Here is a 21,851-nt window from a genome sequence, read left to right on the forward strand (position 1 = left end):
CACTTTGTCTAATAAGGGGGCTAAACATGTCTGAAGTTGCAGCTAAACTAATAAGTGCGACAAAATGTTATGGCAAAAAGAAAGTTTTAGACCATATTGATATTGAATTACCATTTGGAAAAATTTTAGGGTTAATAGGCCCAAGTGGTTCGGGTAAAACGACGACGATTAAGTGCCTTATGGGTATGGAGAAATTGGATAAAGGTCATGCTCAAATATTCGATACTAGTATACCTAACCGTAAAATTCTTCATGAAATTGGTTATATGGGGCAAAGTGATGCGCTATATGAATCGTTAACTGCTCGAGAAAATTTAGTGTTCTTCGGTAATTTGATGGGTTTAGGTGGCGCTAAGCTAAAACAAGCAATTGATAAGAATATGAAGCTAGTTAATTTAGAGAATGAATTACATCAAATTGTGAATACATTTTCAGGTGGTATGAAGCGCAGATTGTCTTTAGCGATTACGTTACTGTCAAATCCTAATTTAATTATATTAGATGAGCCAACAGTGGGTATTGATCCGAGCCTTAGAAAAGATATATGGAAACAACTTAACATACTCACAGAGGAAAATAAGTCAGTAATTGTGACAACGCACGTCATGGGAGAAGCGGAACGCTGTGATTACATTGGATTGATTATGGAAGGCCGTTTATTCACTATGGGAACGCCAAAAGAACTGAAAGAAAAATTCGGTGTAAATTCTATAGAAGAAGTGTTTATAAAGGCTGAAGCGGAGATGAAATCATGAGATTTAAAGCCGTTTTTATAAGAGTTGTTAATGAATTGTTAAGAGATAAAAGAACATTGGCTTTAATGTTGTTCGCACCGATTTTAGTATTAACATTGCTGTATTTCGTTTTTGATACAAATTCAGAAACAAATTTGAAAATAGGTGTTACTGACAATGTGCCTAACAAAATTGTAAATGAATTACCTTCAGATAAAGTGGATATAGAGAAGGTTGATTCATTAGATTCTGTAAAAGATACGATGGTAGATTCAGAGCTGGATAGTTATATTACGAAAGATGGGTCTAAAATAGAAGTAACATATGCTAATGAAGACCCTAGTAAAACTGATGCTACGAAACAGTTACTTGCTAGTGCACTTCAGAAAAATAAAATGCAAGGTATGATGAAAATTGTAGAAAAAATTCCAGATAATATGCAACAAGGAAATAATCAAGCCTCAGAGAATGTAGAGTTGGATAATCATTATCTATATGGTGATGCGGATAGTACGTACTTTGATAAAATATTCCCAATTTTAATTGGTTTCTTTGTTTTCCTTTTCGTATTTTTAATATCTGGTATTGGATTACTTAGAGAGCGTACTAAAGGTACACTTGAACGTTTATTAGCAACGCCGATTAAAAGAAGAGATATTGTGTTTGGCTATTTAGCAGGTTATGGTTTGTTTGCTATATTACAAACGTTACTCATCGTGTTTTATGCGATTATTATCTTGAATATAGAACTTGCAGGTAGTATATGGTGGGTATTATTGGTTAATATTTTAATCGCATTGGCCGCATTGGCTATGGGAATATTCGTTTCAACTTTTGCTAATTCTGAGTTTCAAATGATTCAGTTTATACCAATTGTAGCAATCCCTCAAATCTTTTTCTCAGGTATTATTCCTTTAGAAAATATTGCTAATTGGGTAAGTTTCATAGGTTATCTATTTCCTTTAAGATATGCAGGTGATGCATTGACGCACATTATGATAAAAGGACAAGGATTGGAATATATTTGGTTTGATATTTGTATATTATTCGTCTTTATTATTGTGTTTACCATTTTAAATATTATTGGGCTTAAACGTTATAGAAAAGTTTAATTTTATGTTAACTTGAAAAATCAAAAGCTCCTTTCTTAACAGTGTTACTGTTTGGAAAGGAGCTTTTTTTAATGCTTAAAATTTTGGTGACAAGCTTTCAACCAATTGATATTATGTGTTTCTCTTTCAATAGCATAATCTAATACAAGGTAATGCCCGTAATGTTGTTCTTGAGATGCTTCATTGCTAAATAATGCTACACGTCTTTCTTTTAAATGTTCTAACTTTGCTTCATGTAAATGAATTTGCTCGTCGAACATTACTGGTAATATAGGGTCATTTTTGTCATTGATAAAATACAATTTTAAATTGAATTCATTTTTATGAACTGACAACTCAGGTGTTGGGGAAACTAGCCAATCATTTAGTAATTGTCGTCCTGCATCTGTAATAGCATATATCTTTTTTTCTAACTTTTCTCCTGTTATTTCAATCGTTTTATCAATTAAACTACGCCCGTATAATTTTTTTAATTCAGGATAAATTTGACTGTGATTTGCTTGCCAAAATTCACCAATATCACGTTCAAAAGCTTTCTTTATGTCATAACCAGACATGTGCTCATTTTTCAAAAGGCCTAACAGTACATATTGTAATATGTTTTTTTGTGCCATAACATCCTCCTTGACGTTTTATCGAATAAAGTATAGCATTTATATGTAATCAAAAACATGTAATTAATTACATGTTTGAAAGGAGCTTTTTTATGACTAATAATTTTGAAACATTAGAAGATTTTTTAGGTACACATCTTATATATACTTATGATAATGGTTGGGAATACGAGATGTATGTGAAAAATGAAAATACGATTGATTATCGTATACATGGTGGTATGGTAGCTGGTAGATGGGTTAGAGACCAAGAAGCTAATATCGTGAAATTAACTGAGGGTGTCTTTAAAATCACTTGGACTGAACCAACAGGTACAGATGTAGCATTAGATTTTTTACCTAATAAACAGATTATGCACGGTACAATTTTCTTCCCTAAATGGGTTGAAGAACATCCAGAAATTACAGTGACTTACCAAAATGATCACATTGATTTAATGGAAGCATCCCGTGAAAAATACGATACTTATCCTAAATTAGTCGTACCTGAATTTGCGAAGATTTCATATGTTGGTAACGCAGGGCAAAATAATGAAACTGTTGTTAATGTCGCGCCATATGAAGGCATTTTAGAAGATATTAGAAGCGGTAAGTTTTTTGATGAAAATTATCAACATTCAAAATAGTAATTACATTAATTAAATACGAAACATTAAATACTGATTCTGTCTTTTTAAAGAGAAGAATCAGTGTTTTTTATTAAATTCAATCATTATAACGTTATAATGATTGCGCTTACAAACATTATAATGTTATGATGTTTTTCGAGAGGTGAAATACATTGAAAAGCACAGGTATTATTAAAAACATTGAAACTTTAAATAAAAAAAGAATTGATATATTGCTTGAAAAAGGGGTTATTAAAGAAATTTCAGATGGAAATACATTACAAGGAAAAGTAATTTTCAATGGTTCAAATTCTTTTGTTTCAACTGGTTGGATTGATTTACATGTTCATGCTTTCTCTGATTTTAGTCCTTATGGAGATGAAATAGATGAAATAGGCGTTAAACAAGGGGTTACTACAATCGTAGATGCAGGGAGTTGCGGTGCTGATAGAGTTAGTGAGTTACACGAAAGAGCGCAACAAAGTTTAACTAATGTATATTCATTTTTAAATATATCTAAAATAGGACTTGAAAGAATAGATGAATTATCAAATTTGAGTTGGATAAATCAACAAGCGTGTATTAAAGCTGCTCAACAATTTGAAGATATGATTATCGGATTAAAGGCACGTATTAGCAGTAGTGTAGTTAAAGATAATGGTGTAGTGCCTTTGGAGAGAGCTATAAAAATTAGTGAGCAATTAAAATTACCAATTATGACACATATTGGATCCGCACCTCCTAAAATACAAGATGTAATTCCGCTACTTAGAAAAGGCGACATTATTACACATTTTTTAAATGGTAAGTCTAATAATCTATTTGATCAAAATGGAGAGCCTTTAACAGTTTTAAGAGAAGCCATAAGTCGAGGAGTGAAGTTAGATGTTGGTCATGGTAATGCAAGTTTCTCATTTAAAGTAGCACAACAGGCGCAACGCAACCATATTCAATTTAATAGTATAAGTTCAGATATTTATAAAAAAAATAGAATAGAAGGTCCAGTATTCAGCTTATCTAATGTACTTACTAAATTCTTGTACCTCGGTTATACATTAGAAGAAATTATTAAAGGTGTCACAGAAAATCCAGCCCAAATTATAAATAAACCTGATTTAGCAAAACTTAAAGAGGGAATGACAGCTAACTTAACCTTATTTGACGTTATAGATTCGCAGCAAAATATTATAGATTCACATGGACACGAAATTACAATTACAAAAGTAATTAAAGAAAGAGGCGTGGTAACAAATGGAAAATTCATTGAATTATAAATACGACTTAAAACAAGTTATAAATGCAAGTGGGAGAATGAGTATTCTGGGTGTGTCTTCTCCAACAAACTCTGTAATGGATGCTATGAAATTTGGAGGACAAAACTATGTAGAAATTGCAGATTTAGTTGATAAATCTGGCGCTTATATTGCTAATAGAATTAATGCTGAAGATGCTGTAGTCGTAAATTCAGCGTCTAGCGGAATCGCATTATCTATTGCAGGTGTTGTTACTGAAGGAAATGAACGTAAAAGTCAAAAGCTTCACAACGAAAGCATAGATAAAAATGAAATCATATTATTTAAAGGACACAATGTTCAATATGGTGCACCTATTGAGACAATGATTTACTTAGGTGGCGGTCGCGTAGTTGAAGTAGGGTATGCAAACGAAGGCAAAGAAAATCATGTACAAGAAGCAATAAATGAAAATACAGCAGCCATTCTTTATGTGAAATCGCATCATGCGGTGCAAAAAAATATGGCCTCTGTTGAAGAAATATATCAAGTAGCTCAAAACTATAATATCCCGTTAATTGTGGATGCTGCTGCAGAAGAGGAGCTGACGAAATACATCCAGTGTTCAGATTTAGCCATTTATAGCGGTTCAAAAGCAATTCAAGGTCCAACCACTGGTATAGTCGCTGGTAAAAAACAATTGATTGAATCTGTGAAAACTCAATTACATTTTATAGGACGAAGTATGAAAGTAGGAAAAGAATCAACTTTTGGGTTATTACAAGCATTAGATGAATACTTCGATAAAGTTGATAATTCAGAAGCAGAAAAAAGTGAATTAGAGAAATTGTCACCCATTAACAACTATGAAGGTATTCGATTAGAAATTGTTCAAGATGAAGCAGGAAGAGAAATTTATAGAACACGCGTACATGTAGATTCATCTATTTTAAATATGTCTGCAGAAAAATTTGTTGGAAAATTGAAAAATGCTGATGTTGCAATTTATACACGCGATTATGGAGTGAAACAAGGGTTCTTTGATATTGATCCAAGGCCATTAAAACAAGGTGAAATTGAAATTATTTATGAAACAATTGTTCAAATTATACAGGGGGAAATTTAATGAAAATACATGATAGATTTTATAAAGATAGAGTTGCTTTGAATGTCTTAGCTAAAGGGGAAGAGAATATCAAAGCAGTATATCAAGCAGCTGATGAAAATATCGTCATAGGTGTGTTATCGAAAGATTATGATGGTGTAAATAGTGCGGTTACAGCGATGACACAATTTGGAAAGGAGGTTGACGACGCTATTTCGATTGGCTTAGGTGCTGGAGACAACCGACAAGCTAAAGTAGTAGCTGAAATCGCAAGATACTATCAAGCTGCACATATTAACCAAGTATTTACCGATGTAGGACAAACAACTGCCAAAAATAATGAACAATCTTGGGTCAATGCATTAGTCTCTCCCACAGGTAAACCAGGCTTCGTAAATATTTCTACTGGTCCTATTAGTAGTGAAGGAGAAGAGAAAGCAATTATACCTATTGAAGCAGCAATTAATTTAATTAAAGATATGGGGGGCTCTTCAATCAAGTTTTTCCCTATGAAGGGCTTAGAAACAGTTGAAGAATATAAAGCAGTAGCCGAAGCTTGTGGAAGAGCAGAATTTGGGTTAGAGCCAACGGGTGGCATCACTAAAGATAATTTTGAAGATATCGTGAAAATTGCTTTAGATTGTAAAGTTCCGAGAATTATACCGCATGTTTATTCATCTATTATTGATAAAGAAACAGGTCTTACAAATATAAATGATGTAGAATGGCTTACTTCTAAAATTAAGCAATTAGTGGATTTATATGAATAAGCACATTGCAGCTTATGGGGAAATTATGATGCGGTTAGAAGTCCCCGATAATCTGTTATTGAGACAGGCGGAAAATTTAAAATACTCTTTTACTGGAACAGGCGTTAATGTTACGGGATTATTGTCACAATTTGGCTATGACACGAGCCTAATCAGTGCGGTACCAGAAAATTCAATTGGTACAGCTGCTATTGGTGCGATAAGAAGATTAGGTATTCACAGTGATTTTATTATCAAAAACAATGATAACTTGGGTATGTATTTCTTAGAGCAAGGGTTTGGTAATCGTCCTAGTAATGTGACATATACAAATAGACAGCAAAGTAGCTTTAACACAACAGATATCTCAGAATATGATATTGTTCAATCCATGAAAGGCGTTGATGTGTTGCATATTTGTGGTATATCTTTAGCTATGAATAATCTAACTCAGAACAATATTCTTACTATTGTGAAAGTGGCAAAAGAACAAGGTATTAAAATTGTTTTTGATTGTAATTTTAGACCTTCTTTATGGGGTGATAATGGTAATCAGCGTGCAAAACCATACTATGAAACCATTTTAAGTGAAGCGGATATTGTAATTATGAGTGAAAAAGATGCAATTAACACACTCAATTTAACAACTACTAAGGAAAGTAAAGAAGAACAATTAGAAGAATTATTACTTGTTGTAGCTGAAAAATTTAATATAGATATTATTGCTGGTACTATCAGAACAATTCAAGGAAGTAATAAAAACAACATCAAAGGATATTTATTAAAAAATGGAACAATGTATTATTCGGAATCTTTTGAAGTTAATATCTTAGACAGAATTGGTACTGGAGATGCGTATACATGTGGCGTAATCCACGGTGAATTATCAAATATGGATCCTCAAGAAATGGTTACATTTTCAACCGCAGCTTGTGTATTGGCACATACAATTTCCGGAGATACACCATTATTTGATACTGATGATATAATAAAAATCGTAAATGAAGAAAAAAATGATATTGAGAGGTAATTGATTTATGACGAAATTATCATCAGATAAAGGTCCATTATATTTACAAATAAAAGAAATTATTGAAGACCGTATTATTCATGGTATCTATACTATTGGAAACTATATACCAACTGAAATTGAATTTGAAGAAGAGTTTAATGTAAGTAAAGTAACAGTTAGAGCGGCTATTAAAGAATTAGTTACGCTAGGCTACTTGGAGAGAAAAAGCGGTAAAGGTACAACAGTCATTAACCACAAACAAATGAGTAATGAGACCAATAATAAAAATTTCACAGAAAAACTTGTAGAACAAGGAAATAAAATTCATAAACTTATAAAAGACATTGTAGTAGAGACACATGAAAAAAATAGTGAGTTATTTCAAATGTTTGGCGAGAAATCTTATAAAATTACAAGAGTCTATTTATTAAATGATAAACCATACATTCTATTTAATCATTATTTACCACATCCATTAAGTAGTTTGGACGAGTATGGAGAATTAAAGGAGAATAATGATCTTTCTATATATAAAATTTTAGAAGATGAGCAAATAGAAATAAAAGATATTGAGGATAACTTCTCTGTAGGTTTCAATGAACAAGCCACAGCGTACTTGAATCTTCAAACATCAAATCCTTTACTTGTAAGGGAGAGAGTATCGTATTCAGTAAATCATCAAATTGTTGAATACAGTATAGGTTATTACAATAGTGAATTGAAAAAATATAGTATCAGTTTGAAAGGATAAGCAATCTCTTGTTATTTATTGGTAGCGCCAACATAATTGGGGGAAAAAGATGGATTCTAATATATATTTATTAATCATTACGCTACTTTCGATCGTTATTGTCATATTAGGCGTTGCATGGTGGAAATGGCATGCATTTATAAGCTTAACAGTGGCAGGTTTATTTTTAGCTATCATGGCAGGTTTATCTCCTGAAAAGATAGTTACAGCATATGAAACGGGTGTAGGGGATGTTTTAGGCCACTTAGTAGGTATTTTAGCGTTAGGAACAATTTTAGGAAAACTAATGTCTGATTCTGGAGCAGGTATGCAAATATCTGATTATCTTGTCAAAGTCTTAGGTTATAAAAAATTACCATGGGCTATGATGCTATCGGGCTTTATTATCGGAATACCTGTATTTTTTGAAGTGGGGATTGTAATTTTATTACCACTTGTGATTTCAATTCATAAAACGACTAAGACGAATATATTACTTATTGCTATACCACTATTAGCAGGATTATCAATTGTGCATGGTATTGTACCACCACACCCTGGTGCTATGACAGCAATTGGCATATATGAAGCAAATTTAGGTAAAGTATTGTTATACTCGCTGCTTATTGCATTACCTACAGCAATCATTGCAGGACCTGTTTTTGGCAAATTTATAAGTAAAAAGGTAATACCAGAAAAAGAACCAAATATTATTAAAGTAAACAATAAAACAAATGGTTTACCAAGTGTTATTGTTTCGTTTTTAGTAATTATTTTACCAGTATTTTTAATGTTGCTATCTATCTTGACACCTTATTTAGGAGATATTCCTAGCATATTAAAAAATACATTGTTATTTATAGGTAATCCAGTAATAGCATTATTAATATCTTGCTTTGCTGCATTCTATTTATTAGGATTCAAACAAGGTATGACGAAAAACGTAATTAAAGATTTGGTTGAAGAGTGTATCTTACCAATTGGTTCTATTATTTTAATTATAGGTGCTGGCGGGGGCTTTAAACAAATACTTATTGAGACTGGTGTAGGAGATTCAATTGCACAGATGACAGAAAATCTCTCACTATCGCCATTACTATTAGCCTTTTTAGTAGCAGGCTTAATACGTGTCGCTACAGGCTCTGCCACTGTTGCTTTAACCACAGCTGCGGGAATAGTATCACCAATTATCCAACATATGTCTGGTGTGAATTTAGAATTGTTGGTAATAGCTACCGGAGCAGGGTCATTAATGCTCTCTCATGTGAACGATGCCGGATTCTGGATGGTTAAAGAGTATTTAGGTTTAAATGTAAAAGAAACTTTTAAAACGTGGACAGTCATGGAAACTTTATTGTCATTTGTGGCATTTGCAATTGCTTTTGTAATAGATGGTATTATTTAGGTGGAAATCGTTTATAACATCGATATAAAAAGTCAGTCACCAGTAAGAGTGGCTGACTTTTTGATTTACAGTAAAATTAGCACGTTATAAAACTGGGATTCAATTTTTAGCTTGTTGAGTTAGATTGACTTTGAATTTTTTCTGAATTACTTTGAACTTTATCGTCTTGATTTGAAACAGATGTCACGCTTTCCTTTTTCCAAACGTTCTCTAGTTCTTCAAGTGTTTTACCTTTGGTTTCAGGAATGAATTTCCAAACGAATAGTCCTGATAAAATACTCATCAGTGCATAAAAACCATAAGTCATGGCGCCGCTAACATCCATCATAGTTGGATAAGTGGAAGTAATCGTAAAGTTAGCTAACCATTGAACTGCTACGGCTATTGCCATAGCACTACTTCTAATTCTATTAGGGAATATTTCTGATAATAATACCCAAATGATAGGTCCCCAACTCATCATAAATGAAGCAGTATAAAGTACTAAAAATATTAAAGTGATAACACCGAATGCACCGTTTGCAGCTAAGACACTCATACCAATCATGCCGATTGCCATACCAGTTGATCCAATTATTAGTAAAGGTTTCCGTCCAAATTTGTCTACATATAATATAGCAATGATTGTGAAGATTACGTTTACTAAGCCCATGACAACGGTTTGTATCATAGATGTGTTGCTACCTGAACCTAAATTTTCAAAAATACGAGGTGCGTAATATAAAGCAACATTGATTCCAATAAATTGTTGGAAAACTGATAATAAAATACCTACGATAATAACAGTCTTACCAAAACTGAAAAGTGGCGCTTTTACATCTGTTAACTTATTTTTAGTAGCTAAAATGTCATTTAGCACATTTTGAGCATGATTCTTTGAAGAATATATTTTATTAAGAACCGAGAGGGCTTCTGTATTTTTATTACTTAATGATAAGAACCTAGGTGTCTCAGGTACTAAAAATAATAAAAAGAAAAATGCTATTGCAGGAATCGCTTCAGTAATAAACATATAACGCCATCCAATATCTTGAATCCAACTTTGGGATTGTCCGTATGTAATACCGTAATTTACAAAATATACTACTAACATACCGAATATAATGGCAAATTGATTCCATGAAACGAGTTTACCTCTAATTGACGAAGGGGCTATTTCACTAATGTACATAGGAGAAATTGCGGAAGCTAATCCTACGCCGATACCGCCAATAATACGGTACAGATTAAATGCAATGAGTAGGCCAAGGTTAGATCCAGTTGAATCAAAAAATAAAAATTCGGGAAAGCCTGACAGAATTGCAGAAATAATAAATAGGATAGCAGCTACTTGTAATGATTTTTTTCTGCCTAAGCGACTTGAAAAACTTGAAGACAATAGACCACCAATAATACAACCGATTAGCGCACTAGAAACTGTGATGCCGTGAATGAAACTACCATAATCTTGCGTTAAATATTGCTGTAAAGATTGTTCAGCTCCAGAAATAACTGCTGTGTCATAGCCGAATAATAAACCACCGAGCGTTGCGATTAAAGCTATTTTAAAAATAAAATTCTTATTATTATAAGTTGACATATATCCATCCCCTTGATAGATCACTTAAATTTATTAAGTTTTTGAGTTACTGGCTGCGTAGCGTCATAAATTGTTTTATATATATTAAATAAGTCTTGATAAGATTTTGTGTTTTCTTCAATGGGATATACTTTTTGATGGTATGCTATCCATGCTTCGCTCATGTCATTGAAAGTATTAAACCATTGTTCTCCCATAGCGGCTAACATTGCTGCACCATAGGCTGGACCTTGTTCTTCTGTTCGTGTAGAAATAGTTGTATTGAAAATATCTGCTTGAATTTGTAACCATTGATTATTTTTAGCTCCACCACCGATTGATACAATTTCATTAATGTTAATAGCGTTGTTTTTCATAATTTGAATACTTTCATTAATAGAGTAAGTAATACCTTCTAGAACAGCACGTTTCATATCGAGCAGTGTCGTATTTGCATCTAAACCGATGAAACTACCTCGTACTGAAGCGTCATTGTGTGGCGTACGTTCACCTAATAAATAAGGCGTGTATATTAATCCATTAGCACCAACTTCTGAGTGATTAATATCTTTTAAGAAAGTAGTGAAATTTTCATCAGGAGAGATAAGTTGCTTAAACCATTCTAGACTATATCCAGCAGATAAAGTCACGCCCATAATGTATTTTTGGTTTGGCACGCAATGATTAAAGTAGTGTACGCTCCCATCATTTTCATAATCAATACGATTTTCAATAGACAATGCAACTCCCGAAGTTCCGATACTGACAAGTTGCTTTTGTTCGTCGGTAATACCTGAACCTAAAGCACCACAAGCATTATCTGCGCCGCCTTGGTACACATTAATGTTCCAGTCAATACCTAAAATATTTTTTACTTTTTCAGTTAATTGGCCACTTTTTTGATGTGAGGCAATAATTTCTGGACAAATGGATGAATCAATGTTTAAACGATGTAATAATTCTGTGGACCAATTTTCATCTTTTACGCTAAACATAATTGTACCTGCAGCGTCTGAAGGTTCTGTGTAAACATTACCTGTCAATTTATACACGATGTAGTCTTTAGGAAGCATAAACTTAGCGATACGCTTGTAGTTGTTTTGCTCATTATTCTTTAACCACATAAGCTTAGGTAAGGTGAACCCTTCTAACACTGTGTTTTGTGTTAATTCTAATAACGAATTAAGGCTTAGCTTTTGTTTAATATCTTCAACTTCTTGAGATGTTCTTGTATCATTCCATAAAATGGCTGGTCTAATTGGATTGCCTTCTTGATCAATGACTACTAGACCGTGCATTTGCCCAGAAAAACTGATACCAGTAATATCATTTTGAGTATAATGAGTTAATATATGTTTTAGACTCTCCAACGTTGCTTCATACCAAATTTCAGGATCAATTTCGCTGTATCCTGACTTAGGATGCACCGTATTATAAGAGACGCTGTAAGATTCTACAACGTCACCACTTTTATTTACTACCAGCGTTTTTAAAGCACTCGTGCCAATATCTATACCAATTACATAGGCCATTTTTATCAATCCTTATTATTAATATTTAAGATATATTGATTAATTTGTGATTTAATGACTTCTAAATGATCAGAAGCGTTATTAATTGTGTTAATGTTGAAAGCATAATCTTCTAATTCTTTAAATGAAGTCTCTCCTTCAACTATTTTCTTACCTATACCTTCATTAAATGATTTATATTTTTCATCTATAATGTTTTCAAAGAAATTATCTTCAATCATCTTATAAGCAACACGTAGGCCTAATGCGAAAGTATCCATACCTGCAATGTGAGTTAAAATTAAGTCTTCTTGTTTAAATGATGTTCTTCTAGGTTTAGCATCAAAGTTTAATCCGCCTGGAGCCAACCCACCATTTTTAAGTATTTCGTACATTGCTAACGTAGTATCATATACATCAGTTGGAAATTCATCTGTATCCCATCCTAACAGGGGATGTCCTTGGTTAGCATCTACTGAACCCAACATATTATTATCACGTGCATATCTTAATTCGTGTTGGAATGTATGGCCAGCAAGTGTCGCGTGGTTAGCTTCAATATTAAATTTAAAGTCTTTATCTAAATCATATTTTTGTAAGAAAGCGTGTGCTGTTGCAACATCAGTATCATATTGATGTGTGGTAGGTTCTTTAGGTTTTGGTTCTATTAAAAATTGTCCTGTATAGCCGATTTCATCTGCGTAACTTTTTGCCATTTTAAAGAAAGTAGCTAAATTATCTAACTCTAATTTCATATTAGTATTTAATAAACTTTCATAGCCTTCACGACCGCCCCAAAAAACAAAGTTTTCGGAACCAAGTTTTTTAGCAATTTCTAATGATTTTTTAACTTTTGCAGCTGCATATGCAAATACTTCAGCATTTGAAGACGTGGCTGCACCATGAACAAAACGCTCGTGAGTAAAGTTGTTGGTTGTATTCCAAAGTAATTTCTTACCGGTTTGATCCATTTTTTCTTTAATAAGTTCTACGATGACATCTAAATTTTCATTAGATTCTTTTAAAGATGCACCTTCTGGAGCAATGTCTACATCGTGAAAACAAAAGTAATCAATACGTGTTTTTTCCATAAATTCAAAAATTGCTTCTACTCTTGCTTTTGCTTTTTCCATCTCGTTTAATGAATCCCAATCACGTTCCGCAGCACCTACACCGAATGGATCGGAAAGGTCAGCGGTAAATGTGTGCCAATAAGCGACGCTAAATCTTAAAAGTTCTGACATGGAGTGATTACCCAATTTTTCTTCGGGATTGTAATACTTAAAACTAAAAGCGTTATTTGACTTAGGACCTTCGTAATTTACTTTATTGATATCAAAATAAGACATAATATTCCTCCTACATTTTAGTTGGTTAATTTAATAAACAAACTAACTTTAGAGGTAATATAGCATATCGTTTATTTTTTGTAAACGCTTTCTAAAATAAAAAAAGAGTGGGACAGAAATCAATTTAGTTCGAAAGATTTCATTTACCCACTCAAGTAAGGAACAATAAACAGTTCGAGACAACTATTTTATGCCTCGGACTGCTGTAATTATTTAATGTTCATTTGAATGTTATTTATATTTAATATTTTTTGCATTATTGCTAAGGTACCACCCAACAAAGTAGCCTGTTTTACATTAGTGGTTAGATGTATTTGAATTGGACTAGCTTGAGAAAAATAGGAGAATTGCTTTTTAATTTCATCTAAAATAGTTGGTAATTCATTAATTAAAGGACAGTTAATATAAATAGCGTCTGGATTAAATTGTGTGTTCAAATTATGAATCAGAACTGCCATTTTGTTTATAAATTGTTCAATTTCCTGAGCAACAATTGAATCCCCCTCATTATGATATTGAATCAGTTCTGTAAATGTAAGTTTGACGCCTAACCTATTATTTATTTTCTGTATTAAAGCATCTTGAGAGCATATATCTTCGATTTTATAATATTTGTTGCCATTATCATTTATAGATTCCGAAACCAATGTCTTACCTATCTCTCCAGCCTCTCCGTTTGAGCCACGATAAAGTTTTTTATTTATTATAATGCCAGCGCCTATACCTTTGTGAATACTTAAAGTAATCAAATTATTTATGTTTGAATTTATATATAGACTTTTTTCATATAGCGCTGATAAATTTGCTTCATTTTCTATAACGACAGGAACATTTGTGAATGACTTTAATTCTTCAGTAAATGTACTACGTTCATTTTTATGAAAAGGAAGGTTGATAATGCTTTGCTCATCGTCGACGATACCATGTATGGATATAGATATGCCAAGTAACCCATGTAACGTATCATATTTTTCTGACACATTTATATTAGATTCTAAAATTTGTAATATACTGCTTACATTCTTATCTTTTAATTCGTAGGAATCTTGCTTTAATATAGTGGCATCAAAGTAGTTGTACATTAATTCAACAGAATCATATGTTAAATCCATGGAAATATAGTAGCCATATTTTTGGTTGATTTCGAGTAAAATAGGCTTACGTCCACCACTTTTAGTACTATTACCTTCTCCTACTTCATTAACTAAACGCTTATGTTTTAAGTTGTTCAGAATGTTAGAAATAGTAGCTTTATTAAGTTCTAAATTCTTCGATATTTGTGTTCGTGAAATATTACTGTTATTGAATATTTGTTTTAATACACGCTTCTCATTTTCATTTACTATAAAATTATTTTCCATTTATTATTACCTCTTATCTAATTTGGACAGGGGAAGTTCGGTTAATATTACCAAGTGTAACATAGTGTAATGTGAGTACTAGATGTTGGCAAACGATATAGGCAACATTATTCTATAATCAATTATATATTATAAAGTGGAAAATATAAATTTAAGTTATAGACGTAGAATATTGAGTAAGAATAGATTGATTAATATACGTTACACTTTAATAATGAAAATAAGTGAGTTTATAAAATTATAATTTAATTTTAATGACGACAATATAAATGGTTAAGCCTAAGTTCGAATTAATTTACTAATTGATTGTTATATAATAAAAATAAATTCGATATAATATATTTATCAATTTCACAATAATAGAATTTATCTAATTATAATAACTTCGATTGACAACTGATTTTGAAGCGAGTATGATATAAAAATGTATAAGGGGTGTACTGTTTTGAAGATTTATATATCCCCATAAATTTAAATAGTTATAAACGCTCCGAAATAAGCATTTTAGCATTTTTCGGTTTTTAAAATTCTAATAGTACACACGGTGTACAATTATAAAAAGGAAGGTAAGAAAAGATGTTTAATGAATTTAAATTTATTTTTAGAAACAAAATGTTAATTATAGCACTTATAGCAATCGCAGCTATCCCATTGCTATATGTTGCATTGTTTGTAGGTTCTATGTGGAGCCCATATGATAAGACAGACCAATTAAAGCTCTCGATTGTTAACCAAGATGAGACTGCAAAATTAAATGGTGAAAAAGTTACAATCGGTGATGATGTAGTAGATAAATTAAAAGATAATGATAAGTTTGATTTCCAAGAAGTTTCTAAAAAAGAAGCCTATGACCAACTTGAAAGAGGTAAAAGTGTTGGTACAATCATTATTCCTAAAGATGCTTCAAGTAACGCAACTACATTATTAGACGAAAACCCTAAAAAAATAAATTTAGAAACACAAGTGAATCCAGGTTCAAGTTACACTGGTAGTCAATCAGCTCAAAAAGCAATTAATACAGTAACAGACTCAATCAAAGACAACATTCGTTCTAATTATTTAGACCAACTATTTGATAGTGCTAAAAAATCAAAATCTGGCTTCCAAGATACTTCTGAAGCTTTAGGCGAAATGTCAGACGCTGAATCTCAACTTATTGATGGAAATCAACAAGTTACAGATGGTTTGAAACAGTTGGAACCCGCGGTAGGACAGCCTGCGCAACAATTGATTTCTGGAAACCAACAAGTTACAGATGGTTTAACTCAATTACAACAGAATAATAATCAATTAAAAGAAAAAATTGACCAATCAGTTTCTCAACAAGAGGGCGTCGCATTCGAAGGGGATAACGAAAAAGCTCTAAATAATGTGACGAAAGTGAATGAAAATAACGCTACAGAAGCTGATAAATATGGTGAGACAATTGTCCCATATATGGCAAGTGTTAGTTTATTTGTAGGCGCAGTTTCATTTAGTGCAATTTATCCTTTGAGAAAAGTATTAAGTAAAGAGATGACATCAATCAAACAAGCATTTGGCAAACTATTATTGTATCTCGTACAAGGTACAATATCAGCATTACTAATGAGTAGTTGGGCAATCTTTGCACTTAACATGTCTATCGATGACATTGGTAAATTTATCTTAGTAGGACTATTATGGGCTATCGCAGCAATTACCATTACAACGTTCCTAAGTTTATTACTTGATAGAATCGGACTATTTATATCAATGGTCTTACTGATACTACAATTAAGTTCAAGTGAGGGTATGTTCCCAATAGAATTATCTGCACAATTCTTTAGATGGATTCACCCATTCTCACCAATGTCTTACGCAATACAAGGTTATAGAGAGGCAATCTTTACTCATGCTGGACATTTTAATTTTGGTTTTGTTGTAGCCTTACTCATTGGTATTATTGTAGTAATGATGATTTTACAATATATAGTAATATTATGGTTTAACAAAAGACAAAGAGTACCATTCTCAATAGAGTTTAAATAAGTGTTATTCGGAGGTGGCTTATTTGGAAAACGTAGATAAGACAATTGAAGAAGCGATTATTAAATTTCAAATAGTAATGTTGCATTTAAATAAAGAGATTGTAGATATCGTTAAAGAGACTGGGTTAAGTAATTTGCTTTCAAGAGAACAAATTGAGGCAATGAGAATTATAAAAACTGAAGGCAAAGTAACAATTAACGAATTGGCTCGTTTACAAAATATTTTTAAAACGGCTGCATCAAAGCGCATAGCGAAATTAGAAGAAATGGGCTATGTACAACGTGCACATTCAGATAATAAACGTATAAAACTCATTAAATTGAGTGATGAAGGTGAAGTATTTTTGAAGAAAGCAACAGCTGTTATGACAGAAGCAGTGAAAGATCGCCTTGGAAACAAATTTACGGCCGAAGAAGTTCATCATTTCGTAGATCAACTTACACATATTGATAATGCTTTTAGAGAACACAAATAAATTACAAAATAATGGCCCAAGACATACAGAGATGTTTCGGGCCGTTTTTTATATAGCATTCTTAGCGAAAATTAATCAATAAAATTAAATCACTTTAAGCAAGCAGATTTTCTGGATTATTCTCTTAATTTTTTCCTAACAATAGTAAGAATGAAATTTGAATAACTATAATTTTGAAATTGCTAATACTTATAAAATATAGACTTAAATATTCACAATTAGTACAATTAACATTGTAATTAAGTATTTTTTATATTATGTTGGTAAAGATTATTGTTTTAATAAATTTAATTTTATAAATAGGAGGAACATTGTTATGAAAAGAACAACTGAACGCGTACTAACGTGGATTGGTATTGCGCTACAATTAATTGCTGTAGTAATATTGGCTGTTATAATACCGATGTTAGGAAATGGTGAGGCCAAAGATGCATTTATTAATCAAATGAGGCAAGAAGATGCTAGCATTACACATGATGAGGCTAATGCATTTTTTAGTACCTTAAGCGGACTTGTAACTACAGGCTTAGTAATAGGTATTATAATCTTAATTATTGCATTGGTCGCAGCATTTTTAATTGGTAAAAAAGCGAAAATAGCAGGCGTTTTACTAATTATTGCAGGTGTGATTTCTTTATTAGGTAATTGGATTAATGCCGTACTATGGATTGTTGCTGGTATCATGTTATTAGTGAGAAAGCCCAAAGGACCTGTTTACAGTAAAGATAATGATGAGGACATAAATCCATATATTAAAGATGGTTCACAAGTTAACGAACACAATAATTCATTTGTTTTGTCAGAAGAACAAAAAGAAAATGAAAAAGATGCTATAAAAGACGAGTATACAAAATCAGATGAAGAGAACAAATATAAATACTAAAGATTAAGTATATAAATTCAAACACCAAGTCGGTTTAAGTTAAAACTGGCTTGGTGTTTTTTGTATATAAAGTGTACTTTAAATTCAGTCACTTTTTATTAAATCGAGTATCTGCTGTAAGTATTTATACAACTCATGCTGCTCAATTGATTCATTCACTTGGTTAGTAGGAGGTTGATTGATAAATTCTTTGGGCGACATGTGCATTATATTTTTAAAATCGCGTAAATAAGTATTGTAAGAACGAAAACCATATTCTCGCCAAGTAGATTCCCAATTACCATGTAATAAAAGTTCCCTAGACAAATTGTAAATCTTCACCTTTTTAATATATTTTAATAAAGAAATATTCATTTTCTTTGAAAATTCACGTGAAAGATAACTACTGTTAACATAAAATTTCTTTGAAATGTAAGATAAAGTTAAAGGTTCTTTATAATTTTTATTGATATATTCGACTACGCTTTTAATTAATTTGTTTGAATAGGACATATTTACATACAAATTATCTTTTGAATGATTAAGGTAATTAATAAGTTTTATAACTCCAATATCTGCATTAAAAAAATCTCTCTCTAAAATCGCTTTTAATGTCTCAATATAGGTTTCAGTTATCACTTTTGGCGGCGGATAGTTGTCTGAAGTTCCGTCTCTATAAACTAATGAAAAGCGATGATAAGTTATGTTGTTTACAGAAATACAAGCAATTGTGGCTTGCTTACTAATTATTAAATTTTCTTCGAAGTCATAAACTATAAAAAATTCACCTTGTTGGAAAGTATATGTAGCAGTCAATTTTTGAAAGGAAATTTTACCTGCTATGACTAAATATATATTCGCAAAGTTAGGTGTATTTAGATAGTTAAGTTTGTCATGTTGTTTATAAATAATTAGGTTGAAATTCACTATGCTCCCCCTGACATTTTTATAGTGAAATGTAATCCGCAAATTAATTTCAGCGGTAAAAGCATATATTATATTAAAAATATTACATCTAATTTATATTATGGTCAATTATTAAAACCTATTTAAATAAAAAATAACTTAATAATATAAAGCGCTCAACTAAACCCCCGCTTTGACGTACTTTTGAAAAAATTTTTGCTTAGAAATATCATTATTTTACTCTGATTTTTAGATTTGAATCCAAGCATAGAAGCATATGGTATCTTTTGATTAATAAAGAAATAAAAATAAAAAATAAATTTCAAATTGAAGAAGGAGGATTAAATATAAGAATGAAAAAAGCAAATTCTTTATTTAATGAAAAACAAAGATATTCTATCAGAAAGTACCATATAGGTGCAGCGTCAATTATTATTGGATCAGTTATTTTTATGAATACCGGATCAATAAGTTATGCAGCAGAAGTTGATAATAATACTTCGGAACTAATTGAAAATAAAATACATAGTAATAAAGAAAAATTGGATAACAATAATGCAGTAGTACAAGAGAAAGAAAGTAATGTAGTGAATGATTTAGACTACAATCAAAGTAGTAATTCTAAAGACACAAAAGAAATAAATAAAGAGGTACCACTATCATCCGAAACGTCAACAATAGCGCCCGGCTATGAGGAAAATAATTTAAAAAGTACTATAAGTGTGAACAAAGATAACGGAAGAAATCAACAATTAAATAATCAAATGACTAAAGAGGAATCACAAAATCAAATTGAATATAATAGCAAGAAAAATCAAACTACTCAAAGTAACAAAGATAACAATCATATTAACGAACTTGTCGTAAAAGAGAATACAAACCAACAGGGTACTGAGGTAATTAATAAAGAAGATACAAAGCAAGATAATTTAAAAGTGGATTCAATTAGCGATGAAAACAAAATGATAACAAACGAAAATGAAAATCGTCAAAAAGTAAGAAGAAAAAGAAATGTTGCGAATCCAACAAATAACCCTAATATTGCAAATGATATTTATAATAGAACTGCTAATAATGTTAATACAGATGTCTCTACTGATGGAACAATGACATATAAATGGTATCCAGTAATTGGAGGATTATCTAAACAAGAAAGAACATGGATGACTAATGGTGTATATGGCGATAATGAATCCAGAGCGCGCAAAAAAGCTACCATGCTTTGGTTAATTGCTAACTTTAATTTTACTGAAGAACAACGACAAAACTTTAGTATACAAGATTTAGATAGTCCTATTTTCGGAGATGATGTTTATAAATGGCTAGAAGAAGCTAAGAAAGGTAACATTACACCTAAACCAGGAACAATGAACTTAGGTAGAAGACGTGAAATGATTATAAGTGGCAATAATATCATTTTAAGTGATCATAAGGCCTTTGATAGAGGGATTATAAATTTTGGCGATAATAAAAATTTTGTATTTTCTAATGATGACAGCACTTCAATGGTAACTAATTCTAATATTGATTACGGTTTCAAAATAAAACCGCCATTTGAAAAAGTTGGGGTTAATAATACTTGGGCTATAAGTGAAAATGAGAAAGAAGAGATTAGACGTGCGATAAAAAAAGCAAATAGTGATATTAACTTTGTTAGAATTAATGTCGCATATAATGGTAATGTTTTTGCTCAAGCTTTAAATAGTTCAGGAAAGATTGTAGGATCTGCAGACTTAGATGGTAATGAAGTAGTTATTGATAAAATATTCATAGAGAAAAAAGAAAAATTGGATCAATTAATCAGTTTAGTTGAAACTAGCAAATTACTTGATGAAAACCTATATACTCCATCCAGTTTTAATCATTTAAAAAATGAATTGAACTACGCATCCATAGTTATAAAAGATAGTTATGATCCAGAAATGAATAATATACCAGATATAATTTCAGCTACAGATCGTTTAGATCATGGTATTAACTCCTTAGTTAGAAGAGCAAATATGACAGAATTGCAAAATGCCATTAACAACGCAAAAGCACAAGGGCCATTTGATAATAGTAAAGAAGAAGATCAAGCGATTATATCGGCACTTGAAGTTGGTGAAAATACAGTAGGGAATGCGAATACACCGCAAGATGTCGTAGATAGCGCAACAGCAAACATTAATAATGCATTAAGTCGAAAATCGCAAGTTAAGAACTTATTACAAGATGTAGAGAATCTTGTTAGTGAAGCGGAAGAGAAAAATAGAAATGCCTCAAATATGTTATTAACAGCGCTGTTAGATGGGATATTTATTAATGATGAGAAAAATGCATTAATTGAATTAGTAAATAGTGCTAATGATAAAAAAGCTGAAGCTCAAGATAAAGTTAATTTGTTACCTGATGATAAAAAAACACCATTCCAAAACCGATTAGATAAATTACCAATTATTTCTATACCAGAGGTAAATGATGCCGATGGCAATGGTATCGCAGATGACGTAGATCAAGCTAAGTCCCAAGCCGAAAGTAA

General features: G+C 31.6%; 19 protein-coding genes. 13 read left to right on the top strand and 6 right to left on the bottom strand.

All coding sequences use genetic code 11. From position 1 onward, the window contains the following. Positions 1-26: 26 nt before the first annotated feature. Both J5E45_RS06445 and J5E45_RS06450 read left to right on the top strand, forming a co-directional pair. Positions 27-755, top strand: a complete 729-nt coding sequence (locus tag J5E45_RS06445; protein WP_101094195.1) for an ABC transporter ATP-binding protein — start codon at positions 27-29, stop codon at positions 753-755. Next, the gene (locus J5E45_RS06450; RefSeq protein WP_208181859.1) at positions 752-1,846 is read left to right on the top strand and encodes an ABC transporter permease; all 1,095 of its coding nucleotides are present in this window, start codon (positions 752-754) and stop codon (positions 1,844-1,846) included. The genes J5E45_RS06445 and J5E45_RS06450 overlap by 4 nt, the downstream gene beginning before the upstream one ends. 68 nt (positions 1,847-1,914) lie before the next feature. Here the strand turns inward: J5E45_RS06450 and J5E45_RS06455 are convergent, their stop codons facing one another. Further along, entirely contained in the window at positions 1,915-2,460 is a 546-nt protein-coding gene (locus J5E45_RS06455; RefSeq protein WP_101050546.1) for a PadR family transcriptional regulator, read from the bottom strand. A gap of 92 nt (positions 2,461-2,552) precedes the next feature. Between J5E45_RS06455 and J5E45_RS06460 the strand changes: the two genes are divergently transcribed. From J5E45_RS06460 to J5E45_RS06490, 7 genes are all read left to right on the top strand, one after another. Next, complete coding sequence (locus J5E45_RS06460) at positions 2,553-3,086, top strand: phenolic acid decarboxylase (protein ID WP_039068150.1); 534 nt, start codon at positions 2,553-2,555, stop codon at positions 3,084-3,086. A gap of 155 nt (positions 3,087-3,241) precedes the next feature. Continuing rightward, entirely contained in the window at positions 3,242-4,342 is a 1,101-nt protein-coding gene (locus tag J5E45_RS06465; RefSeq protein ID WP_039068149.1) for an amidohydrolase/deacetylase family metallohydrolase, read from the top strand. Beyond that, positions 4,320-5,426: a DgaE family pyridoxal phosphate-dependent ammonia lyase gene (locus J5E45_RS06470; protein ID WP_119585117.1), complete on the top strand. Its 1,107-nt coding sequence runs from the start codon at positions 4,320-4,322 to the stop codon at positions 5,424-5,426. The genes J5E45_RS06465 and J5E45_RS06470 overlap by 23 nt, the downstream gene beginning before the upstream one ends. After that, a complete protein-coding gene (dagF, locus tag J5E45_RS06475) occupies positions 5,426-6,175 on the top strand; it encodes a 2-dehydro-3-deoxy-phosphogluconate aldolase (RefSeq protein ID WP_119585119.1) in 750 nt (249 codons plus the stop codon). Before J5E45_RS06470 ends, dagF begins: the two co-directional genes overlap by 1 nt. Further along, entirely contained in the window at positions 6,168-7,184 is a 1,017-nt protein-coding gene (locus J5E45_RS06480) for a sugar kinase (protein WP_039068146.1), read from the top strand. Before dagF ends, J5E45_RS06480 begins: the two co-directional genes overlap by 8 nt. 7 nt (positions 7,185-7,191) lie before the next feature. Next, complete coding sequence (locus J5E45_RS06485) at positions 7,192-7,917, top strand: GntR family transcriptional regulator (protein WP_119585123.1); 726 nt, start codon at positions 7,192-7,194, stop codon at positions 7,915-7,917. 49 nt (positions 7,918-7,966) lie between these two features. Beyond that, positions 7,967-9,301, top strand: a complete 1,335-nt coding sequence (locus J5E45_RS06490) for a GntT/GntP/DsdX family permease (RefSeq protein WP_119585125.1) — start codon at positions 7,967-7,969, stop codon at positions 9,299-9,301. Positions 9,302-9,407: 106 nt separating this feature from the next. On the opposite strand, the gene xylE is transcribed toward J5E45_RS06490, so the two are convergent. The 4 genes from xylE to xylR form a co-directional block, all read right to left on the bottom strand. After that, positions 9,408-10,880, bottom strand: a complete 1,473-nt coding sequence (xylE, locus tag J5E45_RS06495) for a D-xylose transporter XylE (RefSeq protein WP_119605162.1) — start codon at positions 10,878-10,880, stop codon at positions 9,408-9,410. Between the two features lie 20 nt (positions 10,881-10,900). Continuing rightward, positions 10,901-12,391, bottom strand: a complete 1,491-nt coding sequence (gene xylB / locus J5E45_RS06500) for a xylulokinase (RefSeq protein ID WP_069792665.1) — start codon at positions 12,389-12,391, stop codon at positions 10,901-10,903. A gap of 5 nt (positions 12,392-12,396) precedes the next feature. Continuing rightward, entirely contained in the window at positions 12,397-13,719 is a 1,323-nt protein-coding gene (gene xylA, locus J5E45_RS06505) for a xylose isomerase (RefSeq protein WP_039068142.1), read from the bottom strand. A gap of 209 nt (positions 13,720-13,928) precedes the next feature. After that, a complete protein-coding gene (gene xylR, locus J5E45_RS06510) occupies positions 13,929-15,080 on the bottom strand; it encodes a transcriptional repressor XylR (protein WP_107548837.1) in 1,152 nt (383 codons plus the stop codon). Between the two features lie 576 nt (positions 15,081-15,656). On the opposite strand from xylR, the gene J5E45_RS06515 reads away from it, so the two are divergent. From J5E45_RS06515 to J5E45_RS06525, 3 genes are all read left to right on the top strand, one after another. Continuing rightward, positions 15,657-17,090 carry a YhgE/Pip family protein gene (locus tag J5E45_RS06515; protein WP_069792664.1) on the top strand — a complete coding sequence of 478 codons (1,434 nt, stop codon included), beginning with the start codon at positions 15,657-15,659 and terminating at the stop codon, positions 17,088-17,090. A gap of 22 nt (positions 17,091-17,112) precedes the next feature. Next, positions 17,113-17,565, top strand: coding sequence for a MarR family winged helix-turn-helix transcriptional regulator (locus tag J5E45_RS06520; protein WP_039068139.1), 453 nt, complete (start codon positions 17,113-17,115; stop codon positions 17,563-17,565). Between the two features lie 316 nt (positions 17,566-17,881). Continuing rightward, entirely contained in the window at positions 17,882-18,448 is a 567-nt protein-coding gene (locus J5E45_RS06525; RefSeq protein WP_107548838.1) for a DUF4064 domain-containing protein, read from the top strand. Between the two features lie 84 nt (positions 18,449-18,532). Here the strand turns inward: J5E45_RS06525 and J5E45_RS06530 are convergent, their stop codons facing one another. Further along, complete coding sequence (locus tag J5E45_RS06530; protein ID WP_107550193.1) at positions 18,533-19,354, bottom strand: helix-turn-helix transcriptional regulator; 822 nt, start codon at positions 19,352-19,354, stop codon at positions 18,533-18,535. A 332-nt stretch (positions 19,355-19,686) separates the two neighbouring features. On the opposite strand from J5E45_RS06530, the gene J5E45_RS06535 reads away from it, so the two are divergent. After that, positions 19,687-21,851: GA-like domain-containing protein (locus J5E45_RS06535; protein WP_208181860.1), on the top strand; the 2,165-nt coding region annotated here is incomplete at its 3' end.

It is taken from the genome of Staphylococcus shinii, assembly GCF_017583065.1.
GTDB lineage: Bacteria > Bacillota > Bacilli > Staphylococcales > Staphylococcaceae > Staphylococcus > Staphylococcus shinii.

Bases quoted from the DNA above. Each gene is read 5' to 3' on its own strand.
- J5E45_RS06485 (WP_119585123.1), top strand. From the start codon at position 7,192: ATGACGAAATTATCATCAGATAAAGGTCCATTATATTTACAAATAAAA.
- J5E45_RS06470 (WP_119585117.1), top strand. From the start codon at position 4,320: ATGGAAAATTCATTGAATTATAAATACGACTTAAAACAAGTTATAAAT.
- J5E45_RS06445 (WP_101094195.1), top strand. From the start codon at position 27: ATGTCTGAAGTTGCAGCTAAACTAATAAGTGCGACAAAATGTTATGGC.
- dagF (WP_119585119.1), top strand. From the start codon at position 5,426: ATGAAAATACATGATAGATTTTATAAAGATAGAGTTGCTTTGAATGTC.
- xylB (WP_069792665.1), bottom strand. From the start codon at position 12,391: ATGGCCTATGTAATTGGTATAGATATTGGCACGAGTGCTTTAAAAACG.
- xylR (WP_107548837.1), bottom strand. From the start codon at position 15,080: ATGGAAAATAATTTTATAGTAAATGAAAATGAGAAGCGTGTATTAAAA.
- J5E45_RS06525 (WP_107548838.1), top strand. From the start codon at position 17,882: ATGAAAAGAACAACTGAACGCGTACTAACGTGGATTGGTATTGCGCTA.
- J5E45_RS06515 (WP_069792664.1), top strand. From the start codon at position 15,657: ATGTTTAATGAATTTAAATTTATTTTTAGAAACAAAATGTTAATTATA.
- J5E45_RS06460 (WP_039068150.1), top strand. From the start codon at position 2,553: ATGACTAATAATTTTGAAACATTAGAAGATTTTTTAGGTACACATCTT.
- J5E45_RS06490 (WP_119585125.1), top strand. From the start codon at position 7,967: ATGGATTCTAATATATATTTATTAATCATTACGCTACTTTCGATCGTT.
- J5E45_RS06450 (WP_208181859.1), top strand. From the start codon at position 752: ATGAGATTTAAAGCCGTTTTTATAAGAGTTGTTAATGAATTGTTAAGA.
- xylE (WP_119605162.1), bottom strand. From the start codon at position 10,880: ATGTCAACTTATAATAATAAGAATTTTATTTTTAAAATAGCTTTAATC.
- J5E45_RS06455 (WP_101050546.1), bottom strand. From the start codon at position 2,460: ATGGCACAAAAAAACATATTACAATATGTACTGTTAGGCCTTTTGAAA.
- xylA (WP_039068142.1), bottom strand. From the start codon at position 13,719: ATGTCTTATTTTGATATCAATAAAGTAAATTACGAAGGTCCTAAGTCA.
- J5E45_RS06480 (WP_039068146.1), top strand. From the start codon at position 6,168: ATGAATAAGCACATTGCAGCTTATGGGGAAATTATGATGCGGTTAGAA.